This window comes from Terasakiella pusilla DSM 6293 (assembly GCF_000688235.1).
GTDB classification, from domain to species: domain Bacteria; phylum Pseudomonadota; class Alphaproteobacteria; order Rhodospirillales; family Terasakiellaceae; genus Terasakiella; species Terasakiella pusilla.
Genome location: NZ_JHYO01000025.1, coordinates 1 through 20657, shown reverse-complemented (window position 1 = coordinate 20657; position 20657 = coordinate 1). Strand labels below are relative to the sequence as shown.

Annotated in this window: 18 protein-coding genes and 2 pseudogenes; 9 read left to right on the top strand and 11 right to left on the bottom strand. The window is 51.0% G+C overall.

Annotated elements, in window-relative coordinates; genetic code table 11:
• Nucleotides 1-198 precede the first annotated feature (198 nt).
• Genes Q397_RS22835 through Q397_RS0115315 form a run of 4 tightly spaced genes read left to right on the top strand, consistent with a single transcriptional unit; the run spans nt 199 to nt 3725 of the window.
• Nucleotides 199-2490, top strand: coding sequence for a sensor histidine kinase (locus Q397_RS22835; protein ID WP_051610120.1), 2292 nt, complete (start codon nt 199-201; stop codon nt 2488-2490).
• Nucleotides 2491-2494: 4 nt separating this feature from the next.
• The gene (locus tag Q397_RS0115325; protein ID WP_028880174.1) at nt 2495-2896 is read left to right on the top strand and encodes a hypothetical protein; all 402 of its coding nucleotides are present in this window, start codon (nt 2495-2497) and stop codon (nt 2894-2896) included.
• Entirely contained in the window at nt 2883-3323 is a 441-nt protein-coding gene (locus Q397_RS22830) for a hypothetical protein (RefSeq protein ID WP_051610118.1), read from the top strand. The genes Q397_RS0115325 and Q397_RS22830 overlap by 14 nt, the downstream gene beginning before the upstream one ends.
• Before the next feature lie 51 nt (nt 3324-3374).
• On the top strand, nt 3375-3725 hold the full coding sequence (locus Q397_RS0115315; RefSeq protein WP_028880173.1) for an Hpt domain-containing protein: 351 nt from the start codon (nt 3375-3377) through the stop codon (nt 3723-3725).
• A gap of 82 nt (nt 3726-3807) precedes the next feature.
• On the opposite strand, the gene Q397_RS0115310 is transcribed toward Q397_RS0115315, so the two are convergent.
• The gene (locus tag Q397_RS0115310) at nt 3808-5169 is read right to left on the bottom strand and encodes an aspartate aminotransferase family protein (protein ID WP_028880172.1); all 1362 of its coding nucleotides are present in this window, start codon (nt 5167-5169) and stop codon (nt 3808-3810) included.
• 80 nt (nt 5170-5249) lie between these two features.
• Nucleotides 5250-6341 (bottom strand): DUF2125 domain-containing protein, encoded by a 1092-nt coding sequence (locus tag Q397_RS0115305; RefSeq protein ID WP_028880171.1) that lies wholly within the window; start codon nt 6339-6341, stop codon nt 5250-5252.
• Between the two features lie 93 nt (nt 6342-6434).
• On the opposite strand from Q397_RS0115305, the gene uvrC reads away from it, so the two are divergent.
• Nucleotides 6435-8351 (top strand): excinuclease ABC subunit UvrC, encoded by a 1917-nt coding sequence (gene uvrC / locus Q397_RS22825; RefSeq protein ID WP_240475086.1) that lies wholly within the window; start codon nt 6435-6437, stop codon nt 8349-8351.
• On the opposite strand, the gene Q397_RS0115295 is transcribed toward uvrC, so the two are convergent.
• The 8 genes from Q397_RS0115295 to Q397_RS0115260 form a co-directional block, all read right to left on the bottom strand.
• On the bottom strand, nt 8348-9115 hold the full coding sequence (locus Q397_RS0115295) for a substrate-binding periplasmic protein (RefSeq protein WP_028880170.1): 768 nt from the start codon (nt 9113-9115) through the stop codon (nt 8348-8350). The genes uvrC and Q397_RS0115295 overlap by 4 nt on opposite strands.
• 151 nt (nt 9116-9266) lie before the next feature.
• Nucleotides 9267-11012, bottom strand: coding sequence for a phosphoenolpyruvate--protein phosphotransferase (gene ptsP, locus Q397_RS0115290; protein WP_240475085.1), 1746 nt, complete (start codon nt 11010-11012; stop codon nt 9267-9269).
• Nucleotides 11002-11292: an HPr family phosphocarrier protein gene (locus Q397_RS0115285; protein ID WP_028880168.1), complete on the bottom strand. Its 291-nt coding sequence runs from the start codon at nt 11290-11292 to the stop codon at nt 11002-11004. The genes ptsP and Q397_RS0115285 overlap by 11 nt, the downstream gene beginning before the upstream one ends.
• An 8-nt stretch (nt 11293-11300) precedes the next feature.
• Nucleotides 11301-11702 (bottom strand): PTS sugar transporter subunit IIA, encoded by a 402-nt coding sequence (locus Q397_RS0115280; RefSeq protein ID WP_028880167.1) that lies wholly within the window; start codon nt 11700-11702, stop codon nt 11301-11303.
• Nucleotides 11703-11751: 49 nt separating this feature from the next.
• On the bottom strand, nt 11752-12603 hold the full coding sequence (gene rapZ / locus Q397_RS22820; protein ID WP_051610116.1) for an RNase adapter RapZ: 852 nt from the start codon (nt 12601-12603) through the stop codon (nt 11752-11754).
• Nucleotides 12600-13034: an HPr kinase/phosphorylase gene (locus tag Q397_RS0115270; RefSeq protein WP_028880166.1), complete on the bottom strand. Its 435-nt coding sequence runs from the start codon at nt 13032-13034 to the stop codon at nt 12600-12602. The genes rapZ and Q397_RS0115270 overlap by 4 nt, the downstream gene beginning before the upstream one ends.
• A complete protein-coding gene (locus tag Q397_RS0115265; protein WP_051610114.1) occupies nt 13031-14638 on the bottom strand; it encodes a stimulus-sensing domain-containing protein in 1608 nt (535 codons plus the stop codon). The genes Q397_RS0115270 and Q397_RS0115265 overlap by 4 nt, the downstream gene beginning before the upstream one ends.
• Before the next feature lie 24 nt (nt 14639-14662).
• Nucleotides 14663-15376 carry a response regulator transcription factor gene (locus Q397_RS0115260; protein ID WP_028880164.1) on the bottom strand — a complete coding sequence of 238 codons (714 nt, stop codon included), beginning with the start codon at nt 15374-15376 and terminating at the stop codon, nt 14663-14665.
• Nucleotides 15377-16059: 683 nt separating this feature from the next.
• Here Q397_RS0115260 and pckA point away from each other — a divergent pair.
• From pckA to Q397_RS22815, 4 genes and pseudogenes are all read left to right on the top strand, one after another.
• Complete coding sequence (gene pckA / locus Q397_RS0115255; protein ID WP_051610111.1) at nt 16060-17694, top strand: phosphoenolpyruvate carboxykinase (ATP); 1635 nt, start codon at nt 16060-16062, stop codon at nt 17692-17694.
• A 146-nt stretch (nt 17695-17840) separates the two neighbouring features.
• On the top strand, nt 17841-18470 hold the full coding sequence (locus Q397_RS0115250) for a Cif family virulence factor (protein WP_028880162.1): 630 nt from the start codon (nt 17841-17843) through the stop codon (nt 18468-18470).
• A 35-nt stretch (nt 18471-18505) separates the two neighbouring features.
• Entirely contained in the window at nt 18506-19270 is a 765-nt protein-coding gene (gene yaaA, locus Q397_RS0115245; RefSeq protein WP_028880161.1) for a peroxide stress protein YaaA, read from the top strand.
• Nucleotides 19271-19335: 65 nt separating this feature from the next.
• Nucleotides 19336-20239: pseudogene (locus Q397_RS22815) on the top strand (IS481 family transposase).
• 39 nt (nt 20240-20278) lie between these two features.
• Here Q397_RS22815 and Q397_RS0115230 read toward each other — a convergent pair.
• Nucleotides 20279-20657, bottom strand: a pseudogene (locus Q397_RS0115230) (transposase); the annotation flags it as partial.

Genomic DNA, 20657 nt, shown 5'->3' with positions numbered 1-20657 from the left:
CACGCCTTTAAATCCCTAAATGACAACTTCCTGTCTTTTTACTTTAGAGAAATTCTAGCCCTCTGCAAGTAAATAGTTTCAAAAGAAATTAAATTAGCACTTTCTCTTTCAATGATTTGCTCTAAATAGAAATTATTGTATCCTCCTTTCAATTTCGCGTAGACTCGTGGTGTTTTCTCTTTTTCTTATTGGTTTTTAATGGATTCTTTGGGCGCATTTCTGTTGGGGCCGGCTGCCGTGGCCGGATTGGCTGTGCCGTTTGGTGTCTTGCAGTGGCGGAAAAATAAATCCCTGCTGGCAGAACGCGAGCAATTGGGCCAGCAGATCATTCAGTTGCAGGAAGTCTTGGTCGGTATGCCGGACGGTTTGTATCGCTGGAATGTGGTCAATGGCGTGGAAAACTGTTCTGCGCGCATGGCGGTGATGCTGGATCTGGCCAAAGGGACGCAATCCAGATATGGCGATATTCTCAACTGCTTTGATGATGATGCAGCCCGTACCCTTGACGGGTCGGTTAGTCAATTGCACCGCGAAGGCCTCAGTTTTGATTTGATCCTGCCGTTGCAAGGCGGTGACGACCGCGTGGTGCAGGCCGTTGGTCAACGGGTTTTAAGCGAAGATGGCACGCCTTTGGTGGACCTGCTGTGGATGCGCCTTGCCAATGAAGCGGTCGTGGCAAATGGCCCGATGGCAAAGTCTCTGCATACCATGACGAATGAGCGCAACCGTCTGATCTCGGTACTGGATGCATTACCCTTGCCGATCTGGATGCGTGATGCGGGTGGACATATCATCTATAAAAACGCCGCCGCCCCGGATGGTGACCATACTCAATTGATCGCGCAACGGGCTATGGAAGCAGGCCGACAGGTGCGTGAACGGATGAGTCTGCCTGTGGGGCAGGACGCGCGGTTGTTTGAAGTGTCGGAAATTCCGTTGCCGGGGGGCGAGGGCTTTATTGGTCTGGCGGATGATGTCAGTAGCATGGATGCTGTTGTTAAAACAGCACAGCGTGGTGAAAGTCTGTTGCGCGCTGCCCTCGAAAATTTGGTCACGGCGATTGCGATCTTTAACGGCGATACCCGACTGGGCTTTTACAATACGGCTTATGCTCGTTTGTGGGGGTTGGACAAAAGCTGGCTGGATACCGGCCCGTCTTATGGAGAAATTCTGGATCGTTTGCGTGAAACCCGTAAACTGCCGGAATATGCCAACTTTAAGGCCTTTCGTCAGGAACAGTTGGCCCAGTTTGTGGAGCTGGAAAGACCAAGGGAAAACAGCCTGCATCTGCCGGATAACTCCACTTTACGTGAAATTGTCAGTCCTCATCCCGTCAGCGGTCTGGTCATGACCTTTGAGGATGTGAGCGATACGCTTGCCCTTGAAAGTTCCAACAAAGCCTTGGCAGCGGTGCAGCGCGAGACCTTGGATAACCTGTTTGAAGGGGTGGTGGTGTTTGGACCGGACGGACGCGTGCGTCTGTTTAACCCGGCCTTTGCCAATATCTGGCACTTGTCACCGGAGATGTTGGCGACAGGCCCGCACATCACGGCGGTGGTGGAAGAATGCCGCGATTTCTATGAAGGGGTCGAAAACTGGCCGAACTTTAAGGAACAGTTGGTCGCCCGCATTATGATGCGTGAACCGGGCTCGCAACGTCTGGTGCGCAGTGATGATAGTATTCTGGAATATGCCTCTGTTCCGTTGCCGGACGGAGGATCGCTGATTTCGTATCTGGATGTGACGGATAGCGCGGTTGTGGAACAAGCCTTGCGCGAACGATCAGATGCCCAGCATGAAGCGGATCGCTTGAAGTCGGAGTTTATCGCAAATGTCTCTTACGAAATCCGCACGCCGCTGACCACGCTGGTGGGCTTTGCAGACCTGTTGTGCGAACAGTATTTCGGGGAGCTCAACAAGCGCCAGATGGAATATGCCCAAGGCATCCATAAAAGTGCGCAACAGCTCAGTACCCTGGTTGCCGACATTCTGGACCTTGCCACGATCGAAGCCGGACAGGTCACGTTGGAGCTGGATAATATCGACGTGCAGGCCATGATGGTCAGTGTCCTTGCTTTGGTGAAGGAAGGCGCGAAACGCCGCCGCCTACATCTGGAATTTAATTGCCCGCAGGACATCGGTTGGATCACGGCGGATGAAAAACGCTTGAAACAAGTGATTTTTAATTTGTTGACCAATGCCATCCGGTATACACCCGCAGGCGGTGAAGTGACCTTGAGTGTCACTAAGGAAAATGAGCAATTGGTCATGAGTGTGGGGGATACCGGTGCGGGGATTGATCGGGCGGATCAGGATCGTATTTTCGGCAGTTTTGAACGGGGCGATACCCACGGCACGGGGGATGCTGGTGCCGGATTGGGTTTGACCCTTGTAAAACGATTTATCGAATTGCACGCAGGCACCGTGACGCTGGATTCAATACCGCAAAAAGGCACGGTTGTGACGTGCCGCATCCCATTAAAGGGCTAGGATTATGAGTGAAGATCAAATGGCAGAGATTGCCGAAAAATTGGCTGAGATCAGAAATATCATTATTGATCGGGAAGGCGAGGACGTTCAGGACCAGTTTGTGGTCGGGCCTTACATCCTGACTGTTAATATCGAAGGCAGCGGCTATAGCGAAGATGAAGAGGTTTTTACTCTCATTCAGGTCGAAAAAGGCCCGATGGGGATGGAAAGCCTGTTGGCCTGCGCGGTTGAAAGCGAAGATGGCGACAGCTATATCCTGTGTGGCGAAGAAGATAACCTGCTGGATCAGTTAACGCTGGCTTGCGATAAAGTGTATCGCCACTGGCACTGGCTGGATTTGCCGAACATGCTGCCGGGTTCTGAATTTGAAGAAGAAGAAGACGATTTTGACTATGACGAAGACTAACGTTTCTGACGATTATAAGTTTTATGCGGGATTTCTGCGTTTTGTGGCGGCAAAGACGGACAAAGCCGATGTCGGTGTTCATGCGATGATGGCAGAACTGTCCCAAGCGGCAAATCAGCTGGATGAATCGAGCCATTTTACGCTTCTCGCCAGCCGGGCGCAGGTGGCGTCGCGCGGTTTTGCAGGCGTTGCGCAGTTTTTGCAGCACCGTATCTTGCCGGAAGCCCAAGCCCATGGGGACCAAAAAGTTGTGAGCCAATTGGAATGGGCGATTGCAGCGTCTTTACAAATCGGGCGGGCGATCATTTTACATCTGGATGATGTGGAGCCGGATCAGATGGCAACCGCTTTTATCGATATTAAAATGCCGGCCTTGGACCGAATTGCGGGTGTGCAGGAAGATTCAGGCAAAGCAACATTGCATTAGAATACTGAATAGGCCATAGTATCAGAAGGTTATTCAGAAACAGGGAAGCAGATGTCAGATATCCTTTGTGAAGATACGCTCAACGAACTTGTCGAACAGGTTGGTGGGGAGCTGGTGGCAACGTTGCTGGTCGATCTGGCAGAAGATGCGGGCACGCGCGTTCAACGTATGCAGGATTTGCTACGGGATAACGAAATGGATGAACTGCGCAAAGAAGCTCATACCCTGAAATCTTCAACAGGGACGTTGGGGTTGAAAGTTGTTTCTGAGCAGGCGGCTTTGATTGAACGTAAGCTGGTGACGGGCGAAGGTCCGGGTGTGGAGCCTGTTGTACCGGAACTGCCGGGACTGTTGGAAGAAGGCTTGCAAGCCGCCACGAGTTGGATTGCTGATAAACAGTAATCAGCGCTGCACGTTGGAATGTGAAAAGGGAGGCTGATAGCCCCCCTTTTTTTACCTCTATTTCATCAGTAATGATGAGAAGTTAGAACATTTCAGCCAGTGCTTTCTCGAAGCGGTTGAACATTTCTTCCAGTTCCGGCTGCTCAATTATCAGCGGCGGGCAGAAGGCAATGCAATCACCTGGCATGGCGCGCAGGATCACGCCGTGCTGTTCGCCTTTTTTCACCAAGGTTGGGGCCATGGCGAGGGAAGGGTCAAACGGTGTTTTGTTGGCTTTGTCGGCTGTCAGTTCAATCGCGCCGATCAAACCTGTGCCGCGCACTTCGCCGACCAACGGATGGTCCGCATAGCTGTTTAGACGTTCCAGGAAGTAGGGGCTAACCGCATTCACGTGGGACAGGATATCCATCTCTTCGTACATATCCAGCACCTCCAACGCAACCGCGCACGGCACCGGATGCCCGCCATAGGTCAGGCCGTGACCAAAGACGCCAAGTTGGGCGCTATGTTCTTTAATGGTTTGATAGATATGGTCAGAAACCATCATGGCTGAGATCGGCAGATACCCGGAGGACAACTGTTTCGCCATGGTCATCATATCCGGTTTGATGTCCAGATGCTGGGAGCCGAACATTTTACCTGTACGACCAAAGCCGCAGATCACTTCGTCTGCAACCAGCAGAATGTCGTATTTGGTCAGGACAGCCTGAATTTTCGGGAAATAGTCTTTCGGTGGTAAGATCACACCGCCTGCACCCTGAATAGGTTCTGCAAACATCGCCGCGATGGTGTCCGGCCCTTCCTCAAGAATCATGGCTTCCAGTTCGTTCGCCATGCGGGTTGAAAATTCTTCTTCGCTTTCGCCCTCATGGCCGTAGCGGTAATAATGCGGACAGCCAGCACGCAGGATGCGTTCGCTTGCCGGCAGGTCAAAGCCGTTTTGGGCATAGGCCAGACCTGTCAGGCTACCGGCAGCAATCGTCACGCCATGATAGGCTTTATCACGGGCGATGATTTTCTTTTTCTGTGGTTTGCCGCGCGCGTTGTTATAGTACCAGATGGTTTTGATGGCCGTGTCATTGGCTTCGGAACCGGAGTTACAGAACAGCGCACGATCCAGACCGTCCGGTGTAATTTCGACAAGTCGGTGCGCCAGTTTTGCTGTGACGTCCGGCACTTTGCTGGAGAAGCTATGGTAAAAAGGCAGGGTTTCCATCTGCTTTTTTGCGGCTTCCACAAGGCGGGGCTGGTTGAAGCCGAGGGAGGCGCACCATAGACCCGCGAGTCCTTCAATATAGTCCTTACCATCTTCATCGAAGACGCGCACGCCTTCCCCACGGGTAATGACCAGCGGGCCATGTTCTTCGTGGGCTTTTAAGTTGGTGTAGGGATGGAGGTGATGGGTGGTATCGAGCGCCGATATGGAGTTTGGTTTGAAGGACATATTGTTGTTTCCTCATATTAAGGCATTATTGTTTGTGGGCAAACGGTACGGTGCCTGCCAATGGATTGCAATCAAAATTGTTACCAGTTTAAAATCGGCAAATCAATCAACTGAACGGGTCCGGCAAAGAAAGCACGATTTTGGATAGTTAGCGGTAGACTAATGGTCGCAGGTCCACCGTTCTGTGGTTGTTTTGGCAGAATTCCCAGAACGACTTTTGCCATGCTTGCATCCGGTCCGCGCACAACACCGGCGCGCTGAAGGCTGTTGACAGTTTCAAAAAAACCTTGGATGCGCGCGCTAAAGGCACCAACGGGTTGCAGGTCGCCATCTAGCGCCATGGTCCCGTTGCCTTGCAGCAATAACGGACCGTATTGGATGTGCATGCGCTGGGCTTCCATGATGCCACCGGCGTCGCGCCATTTTATCAGTGATGAGGGGCTTATGCCATCATGGGCAAAATTTTCGTTCAGGTGTCCCCGTAGGATAATGTCGTCCAAACGTTGGCCTAATCCCCTCAGGCCGACCGGCAGAGTCGCCCGTTCCCCCGTCAGGTCAAAGGCGTAATTTCCATCGGATTGACGCGCTGATGTAAAACTGAGTTTCTGGATATCGACGCCTTGAGGCAAGGTCTTGTGGGCGAGGGCGAGTTTTTGGATCGACAGGTTGATCTCGTCTGGCAGCCCTTTGCTCATCCAATCAAGGGACAGGAGGGCGGTTTCGGCTGTGCCGCTATAGCTTTGATTGTTGATGCTAAAGGTTTGGCGTGCGCTCAGATCAATGTTTAAGGTGCGGATCGTCCAAGGGAGTGGGGTAATGGAAAACGTCAGTTCTGACGGGGACCAGACCCACGGGTGTTGAGCAAACTCGTTTTTGGGCGGGGCGAAAACGACATCTTGTAGAGTTGCCTTGACGCTGAAAGGAAAGCCGCTGATTCGCGCTGACTTTTCCGCGTAGTGGGCGAGATAGCCGTTGGCTTGGCGCGCGGCGAACCAGTCTTGCAAACCGCTGCGCAATTGCATCGACGTCAAAAACCACGCCCCGACATAGAGAAGGGAGAGAACCATCAGCACTAAAAATGTCGTCAGGGAATAGCGACCGACTTTGACCAAAGTAGGTTCCTGATAGGTGAGGGCGGGGTGTTTTTTTGTCGGGTGGGGTACGCGCGCCATGTCCGCAGTTTCTCTTTCTTGAGGGAATTTTGCCCCAGTTATAACGGAGATTTCCCGCTTCGCCAACGAACATTGGTTGACGAAACGAATCAGATGTTCCAAATCTTCACCATGAATGAGAGACGTCACGAACAGCAAAGCGGCCTAGAAGTCCCGACCAGTGCCCCGAAAGGGTCATTGACCCGTGGTGTCGAGGTCATCAAAGGATATCTAAAGACACTGGAAAGCAAACCCGGTGTCTATCGGATGCTGAATGATAAGGGTGATGTGCTTTATGTCGGTAAAGCAAAGTATCTCAATAAACGGGTGGCAAACTATACCCAGCCGCAACGCCTGACGATCCGTATTCAGCGCATGGTGTCGGAAACCCACACCATGGAATTTATCACCACTCACACCGAAGCCGAAGCTCTGCTGCTTGAATCAAACCTGATCAAGAAGCTGAAGCCGCGCTACAATATTTTGCTGCGCGATGATAAATCCTTCCCGATGATTTTGGTCACGGGGGATCATGACTATCCTCAAGTCTTGAAACACCGAGGCGCGAAGAATCGTAAAGGCAAATATTTCGGCCCCTTTGCTTCGGCTTGGGCGGTGAATGAAACGCTGAATACCTTGCAACGCGCCTTTTTGCTGCGGCCTTGTTCGGATAGTATTTTTTCAGCCCGCACGCGCCCCTGTCTGCAATATCAGATCAAACGATGCAGCGCGCCTTGTGTCGGTCGGATCTCCCATCAGGCCTATGGCCGCTTGGTGAAGGAGGCAGAACGTTTCCTGCGCGGCGATAGCAAAGGGTTGCAGGCGGAACTCGCCGAGAAAATGGCAGCCGCCAGCGACAATTTGGAATTTGAGGAAGCGGCGGTCTATCGCGACCGGATTAATGCCATGTCGCGTATCCAGCAAAAGCAGGACATTAATATCGATGGGCTGGAAGAAGCTGACGTGATCGCCGGTTTTCAGGAAGGCGGGCAGACCTGCGTGCAGGTCTTCTTCTTTCGCGCTGGGGCCAACTTTGGCAACCGTGCCTACTATCCCAGTCATGCAGCAACGCAGGAACTGCCGGAGGTCATCGAGGCCTTTATGGGCCAGTTTTATGCGGATAAACATCCGCCGAAACATATTCTGGTCAGTCATGATTTGCCGGGTCAGGCGATTTTGCAAGAAGCCCTGAGTGTAAAAGCCGAGCGCAAGGTGGAGATCTCAGTGCCTAAGCGCGGTGAAAAAACAAAAGTGATCACCCATGCCCTGAATAATGCGCGTGAAGCCTTGGGCCGTCGCATGGCGGAAAGTGCCTCGCAGCGTAAATTGTTAAAAGAGCTGGCGCGCGTCCTGAAGATGGAGGCCATGCCGGAGCGAGTGGAAGTTTATGATAACTCTCATACGCAGGGGACAAACTCTGTGGGCGCGATGATCGCGGCGGGACCGGAAGGGTTTATCAAAAACGCCTATCGCAAATTCAATATCAAGACCGCGCAAAGTGATGATGATTACGCCATGATGCGCGAAGTTCTGACCCGTCGTTTCACCCGCGCCATGAAGGAAGACCCGGACAAGGAAAAAGGCCAATGGCCCGACCTGATCATTGTCGATGGGGGTATGGGGCAGTTGAATATCGCCATTGAGGTTTTTGCGGAGCTGGGGATCGATGATGTGACCCTTGCCGGTATCTCCAAAGGGCCGGATCGCAATGCCGGGTTTGATAAAATCGTCATGCCGGGGCAAGAGCCGTTCCAGTTAGGACATACCGACCCCGTCAACCATTTTATCCAGCGTTTGCGCGATGAAGCCCACCGTTTTGCCATCGGCACGCACCGGGCAAAACGGGGCAAGGCGGTGAAACAGTCTATTCTGGATACGATTGACGGGATTGGCGCAAAGCGTAAAAAAGCCCTGCTACATCACTTCGGGTCCGCAAAGGCTGTTGCGCAGGCGGGGCTGATTGACCTTGAAGGGGTGGAAGGCATCAGTAAATCGATTGCGAAGAAGATTTACGATCACTTTCACGATTAATCAGAGCTGTTGTTATTTTGTTCCACGTAATCTTTGAGCAGGCTTAAGGAATCTTTGCTAAGCAGATTGTCCGGTGTATCGTGCCTAATGCGCCGAACGTGCTTAAAGTCCAGGTCCGATTTCCACGACCAGTAGAGCCAGAGTTCACGATCTTCGACACTTAGGGGAGGGGCGATGTCTTCAGGGCTGAGGTTTAAATTATCAAAGGCATCAATGACCCGAAAGTCTGCGGTCAACAGGGCATCCACCCGACGGGCCAATAATAGGCGCGCCCCTTCTGCGTGGGATTTGAAGGGGTAATAGGTCAGGTCTTCAATGCCCGCGAGGCTTTTAATCTCGGTGCCGCCAAGGATGCGGGCAACGGTTTTGCCCTTGAGCTGGGAGAGATGGGTAATAGGGGCATCTTTAAGGCTGATGATGACAAAAGTCGCATTCCCCAGTTTATGAATGGGCAGGGCGGTCTTGTTTCTGATCGGGCTTTCCATAAAAATACCGAAATCCGCAGCGCCCTCATTGGTCATGATCACAGCCCGCTTAAAGGGGACCACATGCACATCCATCTGATAGCCGGAGGTTCGCGACATTTCATTCAAAAGGTCGATGAGGGGGCCGCTCCATTGATTGTCAGCGTTTTTTTGCACAAGTTGAGAAAGGTGAGGGACGGCAATTTTAATCGGGCGCGGTTCCGCAGACGCCTGAAAAGGCGCTGTCAAAAATAAACAAAAGAGACCAAGGAGAAGTCCCCGATAGTGTGACTTGACCATATTTATACCCATGAAACCGCTTCTACCTCCTCTATACATAGGAAAGAATGCTAGGAATTGTATAGAGCGTGTCGGGAAAATATTTATGCGGGTTTGAGTTTTACTTGTCTATACGCATAAATACGGTGGTGGCTGATGTGGGGGCGAGGTGTCAGTTCTCGCTTAGCAGCATGGCAATGCGGCGGCTGTCTGTTTCCTGCATGATCTGGTTGACGCGTCTTTTCTCCGTTTCTTCATCCATGTGCAAAATACGGTCTTTGATCCACGGGATATTGGATGCCCCCATGGATAAATCACGCAGTCCCATGCCGATCAGCAGGCCGGTATAAATCGGATTCCCCGCAATTTCTCCGCAGATACTGATGGGAATATTATATTTGGCGGCTGCCTGTGTCGTAAACTGGATCAGGCGCAAGACAGCCGGGTGCAGAGGCTGGTAGAGGTGTGCGACCTTTTCATCGGCGCGGTCCGTTGCCAAGGTATACATGGTCAGATCATTGGACCCGATGGCAAAAAAATCACAGACCTGTGCCAGACTGTCCGCGGCCAAAGCCGCCCCCGGAACCTCAATCATCGCGCCGAGTGGCGGGAGTGTCTCTGGAACCGTTTGACCTTCTGCGCGCATGCGGGTGGCGACATCCTTAAGGATACGTCTTGCTTTGGTAACATCATCGGTGGTGGTCACCATGGGCAACAGGATACGGATGGGGCCATGGGCAGCCGCACGCAAGATCGCACGGTACTGGGTTTCCAAGATGTCGGGGCGATGTAAGGACAAGCGAATGCCGCGCATACCCAGCGGGGAACAAATGCTATCACCAAAATCTTCGATCAGGGAACGGGCGGTTTTTTCCCCGCCAATATCAAGGGTGCGGATGGTGACGGGTTGTCCGTCCATCGCTTGAAGCAAAACCTTAAAGCTTTCATACTGGTCGTGTTCGTCGGGTAGGGTGTCGCGGTTCATATACATGAACTCGCTGCGCAACAGGCCAATTCCCTCGCCACCGTTTTGCTGAACCAGCGCAACTTCGATGGGGAGTTCCACATTCGCCATCAAGCCGATCTTTACGCCGTCACGGGTAATCGCCTGACGTTCATGCAGTTGATGCAAGCGTAACAGCTTTTGTTTTATTTTTAGGGATTTTTGTTGGTAGATCAGTGTGGTCGCATCGGTCGGATTGACGATAATTTTGCCATGGGTGCCGTCAATAATAATCTTATCGCCATTGCTGACGTGGCGTAAAATATGGGGGACACCCAAGACAGCAGGGATCCCAAGGGCACGAGCCATAATCGCGGTATGACTTTCTGGGCCCCCAAGGGCGGTACAAAAACCGGAGACACTTTCCGGGTGCATCAGGGCTGTATCTGCGGGCGTCAATTCGTCGGCAATGAGGACAGAGTTTTGTTGAAGCTCTTGCTGCGCGGTCAGGGCGCTGTTCCCCAGATTGCGCAAGACCCGTTCGGCAACCTGATGAATATCGGACTGACGCGAGGCGATATAGGCATCATCAAGGGATTGGAAGCCTTTGACGATCTGATTGAGCGCATACTGAATGGAGGCTTCTGCATTAATCGCATGATCTTGAATATAGGCTTCGATCCCGCGCACAAGGCGGGAGCCTTTGAGCATATGGATATTGGCGTCCAACATGAAGCCCAGTTCTTCCGCCGCGGCTTCAGGCAGGGTGCGTGATTTATGCTTTAGGTCTTCCAGCTGGCTGAGGGAGAGGTCAAGCGCCTCGCGGAAACGGCTTATCTCGTTCGGGATGTCATCAGCGGAGATGGGATATTCCGCAATCTCCAGCGAACCGGCATCGCGCACGTGCACGACCCCAAAACCGATCCCGGGGGAAACGCCCAGGCCGTCATAGATTTTTTCAGGCTTAGTCTTCACCGAACTTATCATTCACCAAGGTTGCGATGGCGCTCATGGCTTCGTCGGCGCGTGGTCCATCTGTTTTAACGTCGATCGTTGTCCCGATGGAGGCAGCCAGCATCAGCAAACCCATGATGGAGTTGCCAGACACTTCCTGCCCGCCTTTAGAGACAAGGATGGTCGTATCTTCATATTCGGCAGCGGTTTTGACAAATTTTGCTGCGGCACGCGCATGTAATCCGCGTTGGTTTTTGATTTCGAGTGTTTGTGCCAGTGTTTGTGTTTGTGCGTCGCTCATCTGTGTTCTTAATCTTGGCCCAACAGGTGTGAGGCGATGTTAATATATTTGCGTCCAGCGTCTTGCCCCTGTGCCGCTGTTTCGGCAAGGCCTTCATTTTTGCGCACGCTAGCCAGTTTGACCAGCATCGGCAGGTTGACCCCGGCGATTACCTCGACATTGGCTTTGTCCATAATGGAAATGGCGAGGTTTGACGGGGTGCCGCCAAACATGTCAGTCAACAGAATGACGCCGTTGCCACTGTCGCAATGGGAAACCTGTTCCAGAATGTCGCTGCGCCGTTGTTCCATGTCGTCGTCCGGCCCAATACAGACTGAAGATACATTTTCCTGCGGTCCGACTACATGCTCGAGTGCGGCAATGAGTTCATCAGCAAGTCGTCCGTGCGTAACAAGCACCATACCGATCATTCGTTCTCTTCCCCTAGGTGATTTTGATTTGTGAGCTGGCTATCTTGGTTCAGCCGAAGCGGTTCGTCAACTCACGATGTTGCAATTGTGCGTTTTCTCCGGCTTTAACCAGCCATTCATGCAGCTTTCGCGCGATATAAACCGAACGATGCTGCCCACCTGTGCAGCCAATGGCAATGGTCAGATAGCTTTTCCCTTCGGCGCTATAGCGCGGCAACAGGGGGTGAATGAGTGTTTTTAAGTTATTGAAAAAGCGTTCGAACTCTTCATCCTGACGGACATAGGCCCCGACGGCCTCATCTTCGCCAGTCAGGGGGCGCAGATTTTGATCATAGTGCGGGTTGCGCAGAAAACGCACATCAAACACCAGATCGGCTTCACGCGGGATACCTTTTTTGTAGGAAAAAGACGTAACGAAGATGCTGAGGTGTTTTTTGTCACTTAGCGTAAAGTTCCCCTGCAAAATCCGTTTACAGTCCTTAATCGCCATTTCTGTTGTGTCGATGACCAGATCAGCGCGGTCTTGTAAGGAAGCCAGCAATTGGCGTTCGTGGCGAATGCCGTCGGCAACGGGGCGGTCTTCTGCCAAAGGATGGCGGTGGCGGGTTTCCACATAGCGCCGTTCGATAACTTCATCCGCGCAATCCAGAAAAACGAGCGACAGATCAAGGTCGGTTGCCGCCTTCATCTGGTCCAATTCTTCCAACAGCGGAGAAACGCCAAATCCACGGGTGCGGATATCAACACCGATCGCCAGGGGGTCGCTGCGCCCCGTCAGTTGTGGCAACAGGGAGAGAGGTACGCCGTCGATGGTTTCATAGCCCATGTCTTCAAGTATTTTCAGGCTGGTTGTCATACCTGCACCAGACATGCCGGTGACGATCAGGATTTTTTGCATCATTCCACCCGTTCGATATGTCCGAGTTTGAGCGCAAGTCCGAGCGAGAGTTTCGCCGGGGCGCTGGCTTCAAAAGGATTGAGCCGTAAAAGCGGCAGCTCTACACCTTCCAATGTAACGGTTTGATCTTCTGGCATCCGTTCCAGTTCTTCCGGGGAGGTTAGATCAACCACCAATTTGAGGGGAGTTGCCCCCAGATTTTGCAGTTTAAGGATACCAAGGTGGCGCACTTCCAGCAACCCTTGGAGCGGGACGGGGGCGTCAGCAAATACGTCGTTGCCTTTTAAGGTCAGATCGACGCGGTCGTCACTGATCAGTTGGGCACCTTGTTCGATCAGCCGTAGGGCGAGATCGGATTTTCCCGCACCGCTTGCGCCGCGCAGTAAAATTCCTTGTTCGTCAATGGCGATGGCTGTGGCGTGTATTTGGCTCATGATTTTGGTAACGCAACGCGAAAGCGTGCTCCTTTTATGGTTCCGTCAGGGGCGGTGATATTTTCTGCGACAATGGTGCCGCCGTGGGCTTCAACAATCTGTTTGGAAATGGCAAGGCCAAGGCCGGAGTGATTGCCAAACTCGTCACTTTCGGGCCGTTCCGTGTAAAAGCGCTTGAAGATTTTTTCCTCATTGCCGGGCGGGATGCCGGGGCCGTCATCTTCTACGGTGATGGTCACAACGCCGTTGTCGCTCATTGCCGATAAGCGCACGGTGCTGTCGTTGGGGGAGAAGGTGAGGGCATTGCCAATCAGGTTTTGGAACACTTGCACAAGGCGGCTTTCCATCCCCGTGATCGTGTAATCGCCATCCGACTGGCCTTCAAAGGAGAGCGACGGAGCGGACGGGGTGTTTTTGTCGGCATCAAACGGGGCTTGATGAATATCGACAAGGGTTGTGAGCATGGCGCGTAAATCGACCGTCTCTGTTTTTGCGCGCGACATTTCTGCATCCACGCGAGAGGCTTCGGAGATATCGCTGATCAGGCGATCAAGGCGCGACACATCATGTTGAATGATATCCATCAGCTTCTTCTGTGCCACCGGATTATCAATGCGTGCGGCTGTTTCAACCGCGCTGCGCAGAGATGTTAGCGGGTTTTTAAGCTCATGAGAGACATCGGCGGCAAAGCTTTCAATGGCATCCATCCGGTGCCAAAGCGCATTCGTCATTTGCCGCAAGGCGAGCGAGAGGTCCCCGATTTCATCGTTACGACGGGTCAGGTCGGGGATCTCGTCGCGCTGGTTCATGCCTTTGCGCAAGATATGGGCGGCGCGCGCAAGTTTGCGTAAAGGCCGCGCAATGGTACCGGCAAAATAAAGCGACAGCAGGCTTGTGATGGCAAGGGCGATCAAAAAGACCTTGAAGATATGGATACGGACTTCAAACAGCGCCGCTTCGATATCTTCTGACCCTTTGGAGAGCAGGAGGGCGCCAAGGACGTTATCTTCCCGGGTGACGGGGACGGCAACGCTGATCATAATCCCGCCGTTGACGGTTTCGCGGATCATCCCGCCATAGTCGCCTTTCAAGGCCAGCAGAGCTTCGGGGAAGTGATTTGCACGCTGGAAAGGCGGTTCAATATAAAGCGGGAGAACCTGTTCCCCAAAAATAACGCGGGAGCTGAATTCCTGAGCGAGGCGCAGGCCTTTTTCAATGATGCTTTCATCGCCATGGAGGGAGGTATCTGTCCCGGTTTTGATAATGTGTCCGCTGTCGGCCATCAGGGAGCCGTCAAGGGCAAAAAGTCGCGCGCGCGTCCCTTTTTGGACCAGTCGCTTGACCATTTGGCGCGCGGCACTAAAGACCAGGGTGCGGTTTTCATCGGCTTGATCGGCTGAGGCACCTTCACCAAGGGCCGCTGCAAACATCTCCCCCTGAATTTCCAGGCCGGAAACTTCAGACAGGATCAGGCCGCGGCGATATTCCCCGAGATAGAGAATACCGACAACCAGCATCCCAAGAGCCAACATATTGACCGCGAGAATACGCAAGGTGATTGGTGAAAAAAGGCGTGTCGAGCGCGAGGCGTGCGGAAGGTTCATCACACATATACGATGACAGGTCCCCTAGGACTCCACCGTCTCCTTGTAGCGATAGCCGACACCATAGAGCGTTTCAATCTGGTTGAAGTCCTGATCGACAACCTTGAATTTTTTGCGCACCCGCTTGATGTGGCTGTCGATGGTGCGATCATCCACATAGATATGTTCCCCGTAAGCCGCATCAATGAGCTGATCGCGGCTTTTAACGTGACCGGGATGGCGCGCCAACGATTCGACGATCAAAAATTCGGTGACTGTCAGGTTAACATGTTCTTTTTTCCAGGCGCAGAGATGACGTCCCGCATCCAGTAAAAGGGGGCCGCGTTGCATCACATCGTCACTGTTGCCGGAAGAGCTGGATTGTTGGCGCATGGCGTCTTGGCGGCGGATCAGTACACGGATGCGTTCCAGCAAAAGGCGTTGTGAAAACGGTTTGCGGATGAAATCGTCAGCGCCCATGCGCAGGCCTAATAATTCGTCGATCTCATCATCTTTTGAGGTCAGAAAGATCACCGGCACCTGACTGTCCTTGCGGAGCTGGCCCAACATCTCCATTCCATCCATGCGGGGCATCTTGATGTCGAGGACCACAAGGTCTGGTGGGTTGTTCATGATACCGTTGAGACCGTCTTCCCCGTCGCGATAGGTGCGTACGGTGTAACCTTCTGCTTCTAAAAGAATGGAAACAGAGGTGATGATGTTGCGATCATCATCGACAAGGGCAATCGTATGGGCCACGAGTACAATCCAGTTAATCAGTTAATGAAACCATCTGTTCAAGCGATAGCACTCCCGCAAACATGGTTCAAGCAGACTCATGTGTCTTTTTGGAAATGACGCCAGAAGCTGTGCTTATTTTTTAGGCAGAGAGGTCTATTGCAATTTGGATGTGCAAATATGGTGAATAGAATGAAATTCTGGCGAAAAAAAGGCTTTGCAACGGCGAATGACACTTGTTCTCATTGGGCGACTCGGCAGGAACTCTGATTTTTTCTTCCGTAAAGTTCGCTCATATGCCGTTTTTGGCCTCGAAATGCCGGATTTCGCTTTCGCATAGAGTAATAAAGTTACCGGAAATAGGGGGTCGGTATTACCATCTGTTGCGTGAGGGAGGTGCTTGGCTGGGGCTGTCATGAGGAAAGTCGAATTGATCTATCCTCTTGAAATTGTGATTAAAAAAACATTTCCAGATGGGGGTGATTTCAAATGAAATGAATGGCAACCTCATTGTTGCAAAAAAAACGAAATAAAAATGCAACGAGGCGGTTGTTTCAAATGGCTCCAAGCGTTATTCTCCGCCCCACTTTAGGGCAGGTTTGCTTGCTTTTTGAGCAGATGACTGTCGTAAGGTATTTATTAGCCGGATCATAAATCAGCTTGCCTACGGTAGAGTATGTGCAAGCACCACTAGGAGAACGACGGTGCAAAACGCTGGAGCTGTTCAAAGTAGCCCTACCCAAACGACGATCGACCTGTCCAAATACGGTATCGAAAACGCCCAAGAAATTGTCTACAACCCTTCTTACGATTTGCTGTTCGAAGAAGAAACCAAAGCCGGTCTCGAAGGCTTTGAAAAAGGAATTGTCACCGAGCTGGGTGCGGTTTCTGTGGACACGGGTATTTTTACTGGTCGCTCCCCTAAAGACAAATACATCGTTAAAGACGACACAACCCGTGACACTGTCTGGTGGGCAGATCAGGGTAAAAACGATAACAAAGCCATCTCACAGGACGTATGGACCGACCTTAAAGGTCTGGTGACAACGCAACTGTCCGGCAAGCGTCTGTTCGTTGTTGATACGTTTTGTGGTGCAAACGAAGATACGCGCCTGAAAGTCCGCTTCATCACGGAAGTTGCGTGGCAGGCTCACTTCGTTAAAAACATGTTTATCCGCCCGTCCGACGAAGAATTGGCAAGTTACGAGCCAGACTTTGTTGTCATGAACGGTGCGAAGACCACCAACCCGAACTGGGAAAAGCAGGGTCTGAACTCTGAAAACTTTGTCGCGTTCAACCTGACAGAAAAAATGCAGCTCATCGGCGGTACATGGTACGGCGGCGAGATGAAAAAAGGTATGTTCTCCATGATGAACTACCTGTTGCCGTTGAAAGGCATCGCGTCCATGCATTGCTCCGCAAACGTGGGCAAAGATGGCGATACAGCGATCTTCTTCGGCCTGTCCGGTACAGGTAAAACAACCCTGTCTGCTGATCCGAAGCGCGAGCTGATCGGTGATGATGAGCACGGTTGGGACGACAATGGCGTCTTTAACTTTGAAGGCGGTTGTTATGCGAAAACAATCAACCTGTCTAAAGAGAACGAGCCAGACATCTTTAATGCGATCCGTCGCGACGCTCTGTTGGAGAACGTGACTGTTACTGAAGATGGCAAAATCGATTTCGATGATAATTCCAAGACAGAAAACACACGTGTTTCCTATCCGATCTATCACATCGAAAACATCGTTAAGCCGGTTTCCAAAGCAGGTCACGCCAAGAAAGTGATCTTCCTGACGGCTGATGCGTTTGGCGTACTGCCTCCGGTTTCTAAACTGACACCAGAACAAACTCAGTATTACTTCCTGTCCGGCTTTACAGCAAAACTTGCTGGTACAGAACGCGGTATCACTGAACCGACACCGACATTCAGCTCTTGCTTCGGTGCGGCGTTCCTGTCCCTTCACCCGACAACATATGCCAAGGTTCTTAACGACCGTATGAACGCCTCCGGCGCGCAGGCATATTTGGTCAACACAGGTTGGAACGGTACAGGCAAGCGTATCTCTATTAAAGATACGCGCGCGATCATCGATGCGATCCTCGACGGGTCTATTGAAGATGCAGAATTCAAAACACTGCCGTTCTTCAATCTGTCTGTTCCGCAGGCGTTGAATGCGTGTAACCCGGATGTTCTTAACCCGCAAGACACATATGCAGATGTGGCTGAGTGGGAAGAAAAAGCCAAGAAACTTGCGTCCATGTTTGTTGAAAACTTCGAGCGTTTCACAGACAACGACGAAGGGAAAGCTTTGGTTGCAGCTGGTCCGGCACTTTAAGCCAGCATCCAAACTTTTTTGAGAAGCGCCCTGCAAGCAGTTGCAGGGCGCTTTTTATTTGATAGGTCTTGAAGCCAAGTCTGCTTGCCAAGGCAGGAGAAATCTGCGACTATTTCTTGAAATTGAGAAGCGGTAGAAACAAATAAATGTTAAGCAGAGTCAAGACGTTAGCCGTCACGAAAGAATATATTGACGCTTTTAACCGCCGCGACCTGCGCGCGATTGAAAATTTGTTGGCTCCAACAGATGTTTCTTTTGTCCGACAGTCCCAACCCACAATTGTTGGTGTCAGTCAGATTATACGACGTACCCAAAAGACATTTGATCGCTTGGACCGCCAAGGCCACCAGCTCCATATGATCAGTGGCATCATTGATTTTAAAAATATTATGGCGCATCCCTGTATGATCGGGATTTTGGACGGGGAACGCGCCTCGGTGGTGATTTTGGATGTGAAGAATAACAGCAAAATCTCCAACATTTCGATCGTTATGACCAAGGATATGTTGGCGAAAGCCCGTCCAACCGAACCGATGGCGCAAGAGAAAATTGAAACCTTGCACCGTATGAAGCCGGTCATTAGTGATGCCGAACTGCGAGAACGTCGCGAAGGGCTACAAGATAAAGCCAAAAAGCTGAAAGAGCGTTTTGAGAAAGAAGGCCCGACACAAGCCTTGTTAGGTAAGCTGGAACGTTTGAAAGAGGCGCAGCGTAAACTGAAGAAGCTGGAAGAAGACCTGAAGCTTGCAAAAAGTGTGAAAGGCGATAACTTATAGGGCGATTAAGGATATTTCTAAACTAGGATCTGCCCATGTTTTGCGTTGTCTCGCCTGCTAAAAAACTCGACTATGACACACCAGCCCCTAACCTGAACCACACAGAGTCGGTTTTTCTGGAGGATACGGTGGAGCTGTCGAAGACAACCCGTAAACTCAGCCGCGCTGATTTGTCTCGTTTGATGAAGATCAGCGACAGTCTGGCAGATCTGAATTATGCCCGTTTTCAGGGATTTTCCGTTCCGTTCAATACGGATAATGCCAAGCCAGCGGCGCTGGCCTTTAGCGGTGACACTTATGTTGGTCTCGACGCCCAAACGCTCTCAGAAGAAGATTTCGCCTATGCGCAGGATCATTTTGGTATCCTGTCCGGTTTTTACGGGCTGTTGCGTCCGCTTGATTTGATGCAGCCGTATCGCTTGGAAATGGGTACGCGTTTGGAGAACCCACGCGGCAACAACCTCTATGAGTTTTGGGGCAGCCAAATTGCCGAACGGATTAATGAGTTGAATGGCGAGGCGGCATTGATCAACTGCGCGTCCAACGAATATTTTAAGGCAGTGGATAAAAAGGCGCTAAAAGGCACGGTGATTACGCCGGTGTTTAAAGAGATTAAATCCGGCGTAGCAAAAACCATTGGCCTGATGGCAAAACGGGCGCGGGGGGCCATGGCGCGATATATCATTCAAAACCGCATCGACCAGCCGGAAGGGATTAAAGACTTTGCCGAAAATGGGTACGTCTATCGCGAGGATCTCTCCAAAGGAAACGATTGGGTGTTTACGGCTGAACGCGAATAGGTGTGAATCTCAGGACCTTGCCTGACATTTTGTAAATTATTACATAATGTATTTTGAGGCCCATCATGACACCTACAGACGAAACTATTGTTAAACACAAAATCAAGGTTCTGAGTTACGCTGTTGAAATCGGCAATGCATCCAAGACTTGCCGTTATTTTGGGATTTCACGAGATACTTTTCATCGCTGGAAACGGGAGTATGCCAAGCACGGTGAAAAGGGATTGATCAATAGCAAACCATGCCCTGAAAATCCATCTGTCCGAGTTGCACCTATTATTGAAGAAAAGATACTTTATCTGCGGAAAAACTATCATTTTGGGCAAGCAAAAATCAGTTGGTATCTGGAACACTATCATGGCCTGAAAGTTTCCAGTTCTGGGGTCTATAGCGTATTCTGTCATCACGGCTTAAATCGCCTGCCAAAAAACCTTCGTAAACGTCAAGTTAAATCTATAAAGCGGTATGAGAAACAGGTGCCGGGGCACCATGTCCAGGTTGATGTCAAGTTTTTGAACTTCAAAGATGAATCCGGTAAAAAAGTCCGCCGCTATCAATACACGGCAATTGATGATGCTACTCGCATCAGAACTCTAAAAATCTACGAGCGAAATAATCAAAAATTCCATCAATTTTGTCAACCATGTTGTAGAAAAATTCCCATTCCGCATCAAAATGATTCGAACCGATAACGGCAGCGAATTTCAGGCCAAATTCCACTGGCATCTTGAAGACCTTGGAATGCAACATGTTTACATCAAACCTGCGAGTCCAAATTTAAACGGAAAAGTCGAGCGATCCCATTTAACGGATAAGCAGGAGTTTTACCAATTTATCGAATATACGGATGATGTCGATCTGGGCAAGAAACTGGCTGAATGGGAAGACTATTACGACCTTCATCATCCTCATGCAGGCTTGCACGGAAAGACCCTATATGAGAGATTGAGAGAGCGAATGGCGAAGTAATATTCGTCAGTCAGGCAAGGTCCTGAGATTCACATATTTGTTATATTTTTCCACCCAGTGATCTATTTTCAGATGAGCATTCTTGCCACCTTCAAATCCGTAAAGATAGACGCATTCATATTTCAAGCTCCTCCACAACCGTTCAATAAAGACGTTATCCATCCAACGGCCTTTGCCATCCATAGATATTTTGATGTTGTGATCCTTGAGTTTTCAATCCAGTCAAAGCCCTTAAACTGGCTGCCTTGGTCGGTATTGAAAATTTCTGGCTTGGGATATTTGCTCAAGGCCTTTTCCAATGCCTCCATAGAATTTGACAATCGCCATGCTAAGACCTTGCGGCTATACCAATCCATAATCGCCACCAGATAGAGAAAGCCCCGCTTAACTGGAATATAGGTGATATCGGCACACCAGA

Coding starts and splice junctions, on each gene's coding strand:
- Q397_RS22835 (WP_051610120.1), top strand. CDS start 199: ATGGATTCTTTGGGCGCATTTCTGTTGGGGCCGGCTGCCGTGGCCGGA.
- Q397_RS0115325 (WP_028880174.1), top strand. CDS start 2,495: ATGAGTGAAGATCAAATGGCAGAGATTGCCGAAAAATTGGCTGAGATC.
- Q397_RS22830 (WP_051610118.1), top strand. CDS start 2,883: ATGACGAAGACTAACGTTTCTGACGATTATAAGTTTTATGCGGGATTT.
- Q397_RS0115315 (WP_028880173.1), top strand. CDS start 3,375: ATGTCAGATATCCTTTGTGAAGATACGCTCAACGAACTTGTCGAACAG.
- Q397_RS0115310 (WP_028880172.1), bottom strand. CDS start 5,169: ATGTCCTTCAAACCAAACTCCATATCGGCGCTCGATACCACCCATCAC.
- Q397_RS0115305 (WP_028880171.1), bottom strand. CDS start 6,341: ATGGCGCGCGTACCCCACCCGACAAAAAAACACCCCGCCCTCACCTAT.
- uvrC (WP_240475086.1), top strand. CDS start 6,435: ATGTTCCAAATCTTCACCATGAATGAGAGACGTCACGAACAGCAAAGC.
- Q397_RS0115295 (WP_028880170.1), bottom strand. CDS start 9,115: ATGGTCAAGTCACACTATCGGGGACTTCTCCTTGGTCTCTTTTGTTTA.
- Q397_RS0115285 (WP_028880168.1), bottom strand. CDS start 11,292: ATGAGCGACGCACAAACACAAACACTGGCACAAACACTCGAAATCAAA.
- Q397_RS0115280 (WP_028880167.1), bottom strand. CDS start 11,702: ATGATCGGTATGGTGCTTGTTACGCACGGACGACTTGCTGATGAACTC.
- rapZ (WP_051610116.1), bottom strand. CDS start 12,603: ATGATGCAAAAAATCCTGATCGTCACCGGCATGTCTGGTGCAGGTATG.
- Q397_RS0115270 (WP_028880166.1), bottom strand. CDS start 13,034: ATGAGCCAAATACACGCCACAGCCATCGCCATTGACGAACAAGGAATT.
- Q397_RS0115265 (WP_051610114.1), bottom strand. CDS start 14,638: ATGAACCTTCCGCACGCCTCGCGCTCGACACGCCTTTTTTCACCAATC.
- Q397_RS0115250 (WP_028880162.1), top strand. CDS start 17,841: ATGTTAAGCAGAGTCAAGACGTTAGCCGTCACGAAAGAATATATTGAC.
- yaaA (WP_028880161.1), top strand. CDS start 18,506: ATGTTTTGCGTTGTCTCGCCTGCTAAAAAACTCGACTATGACACACCA.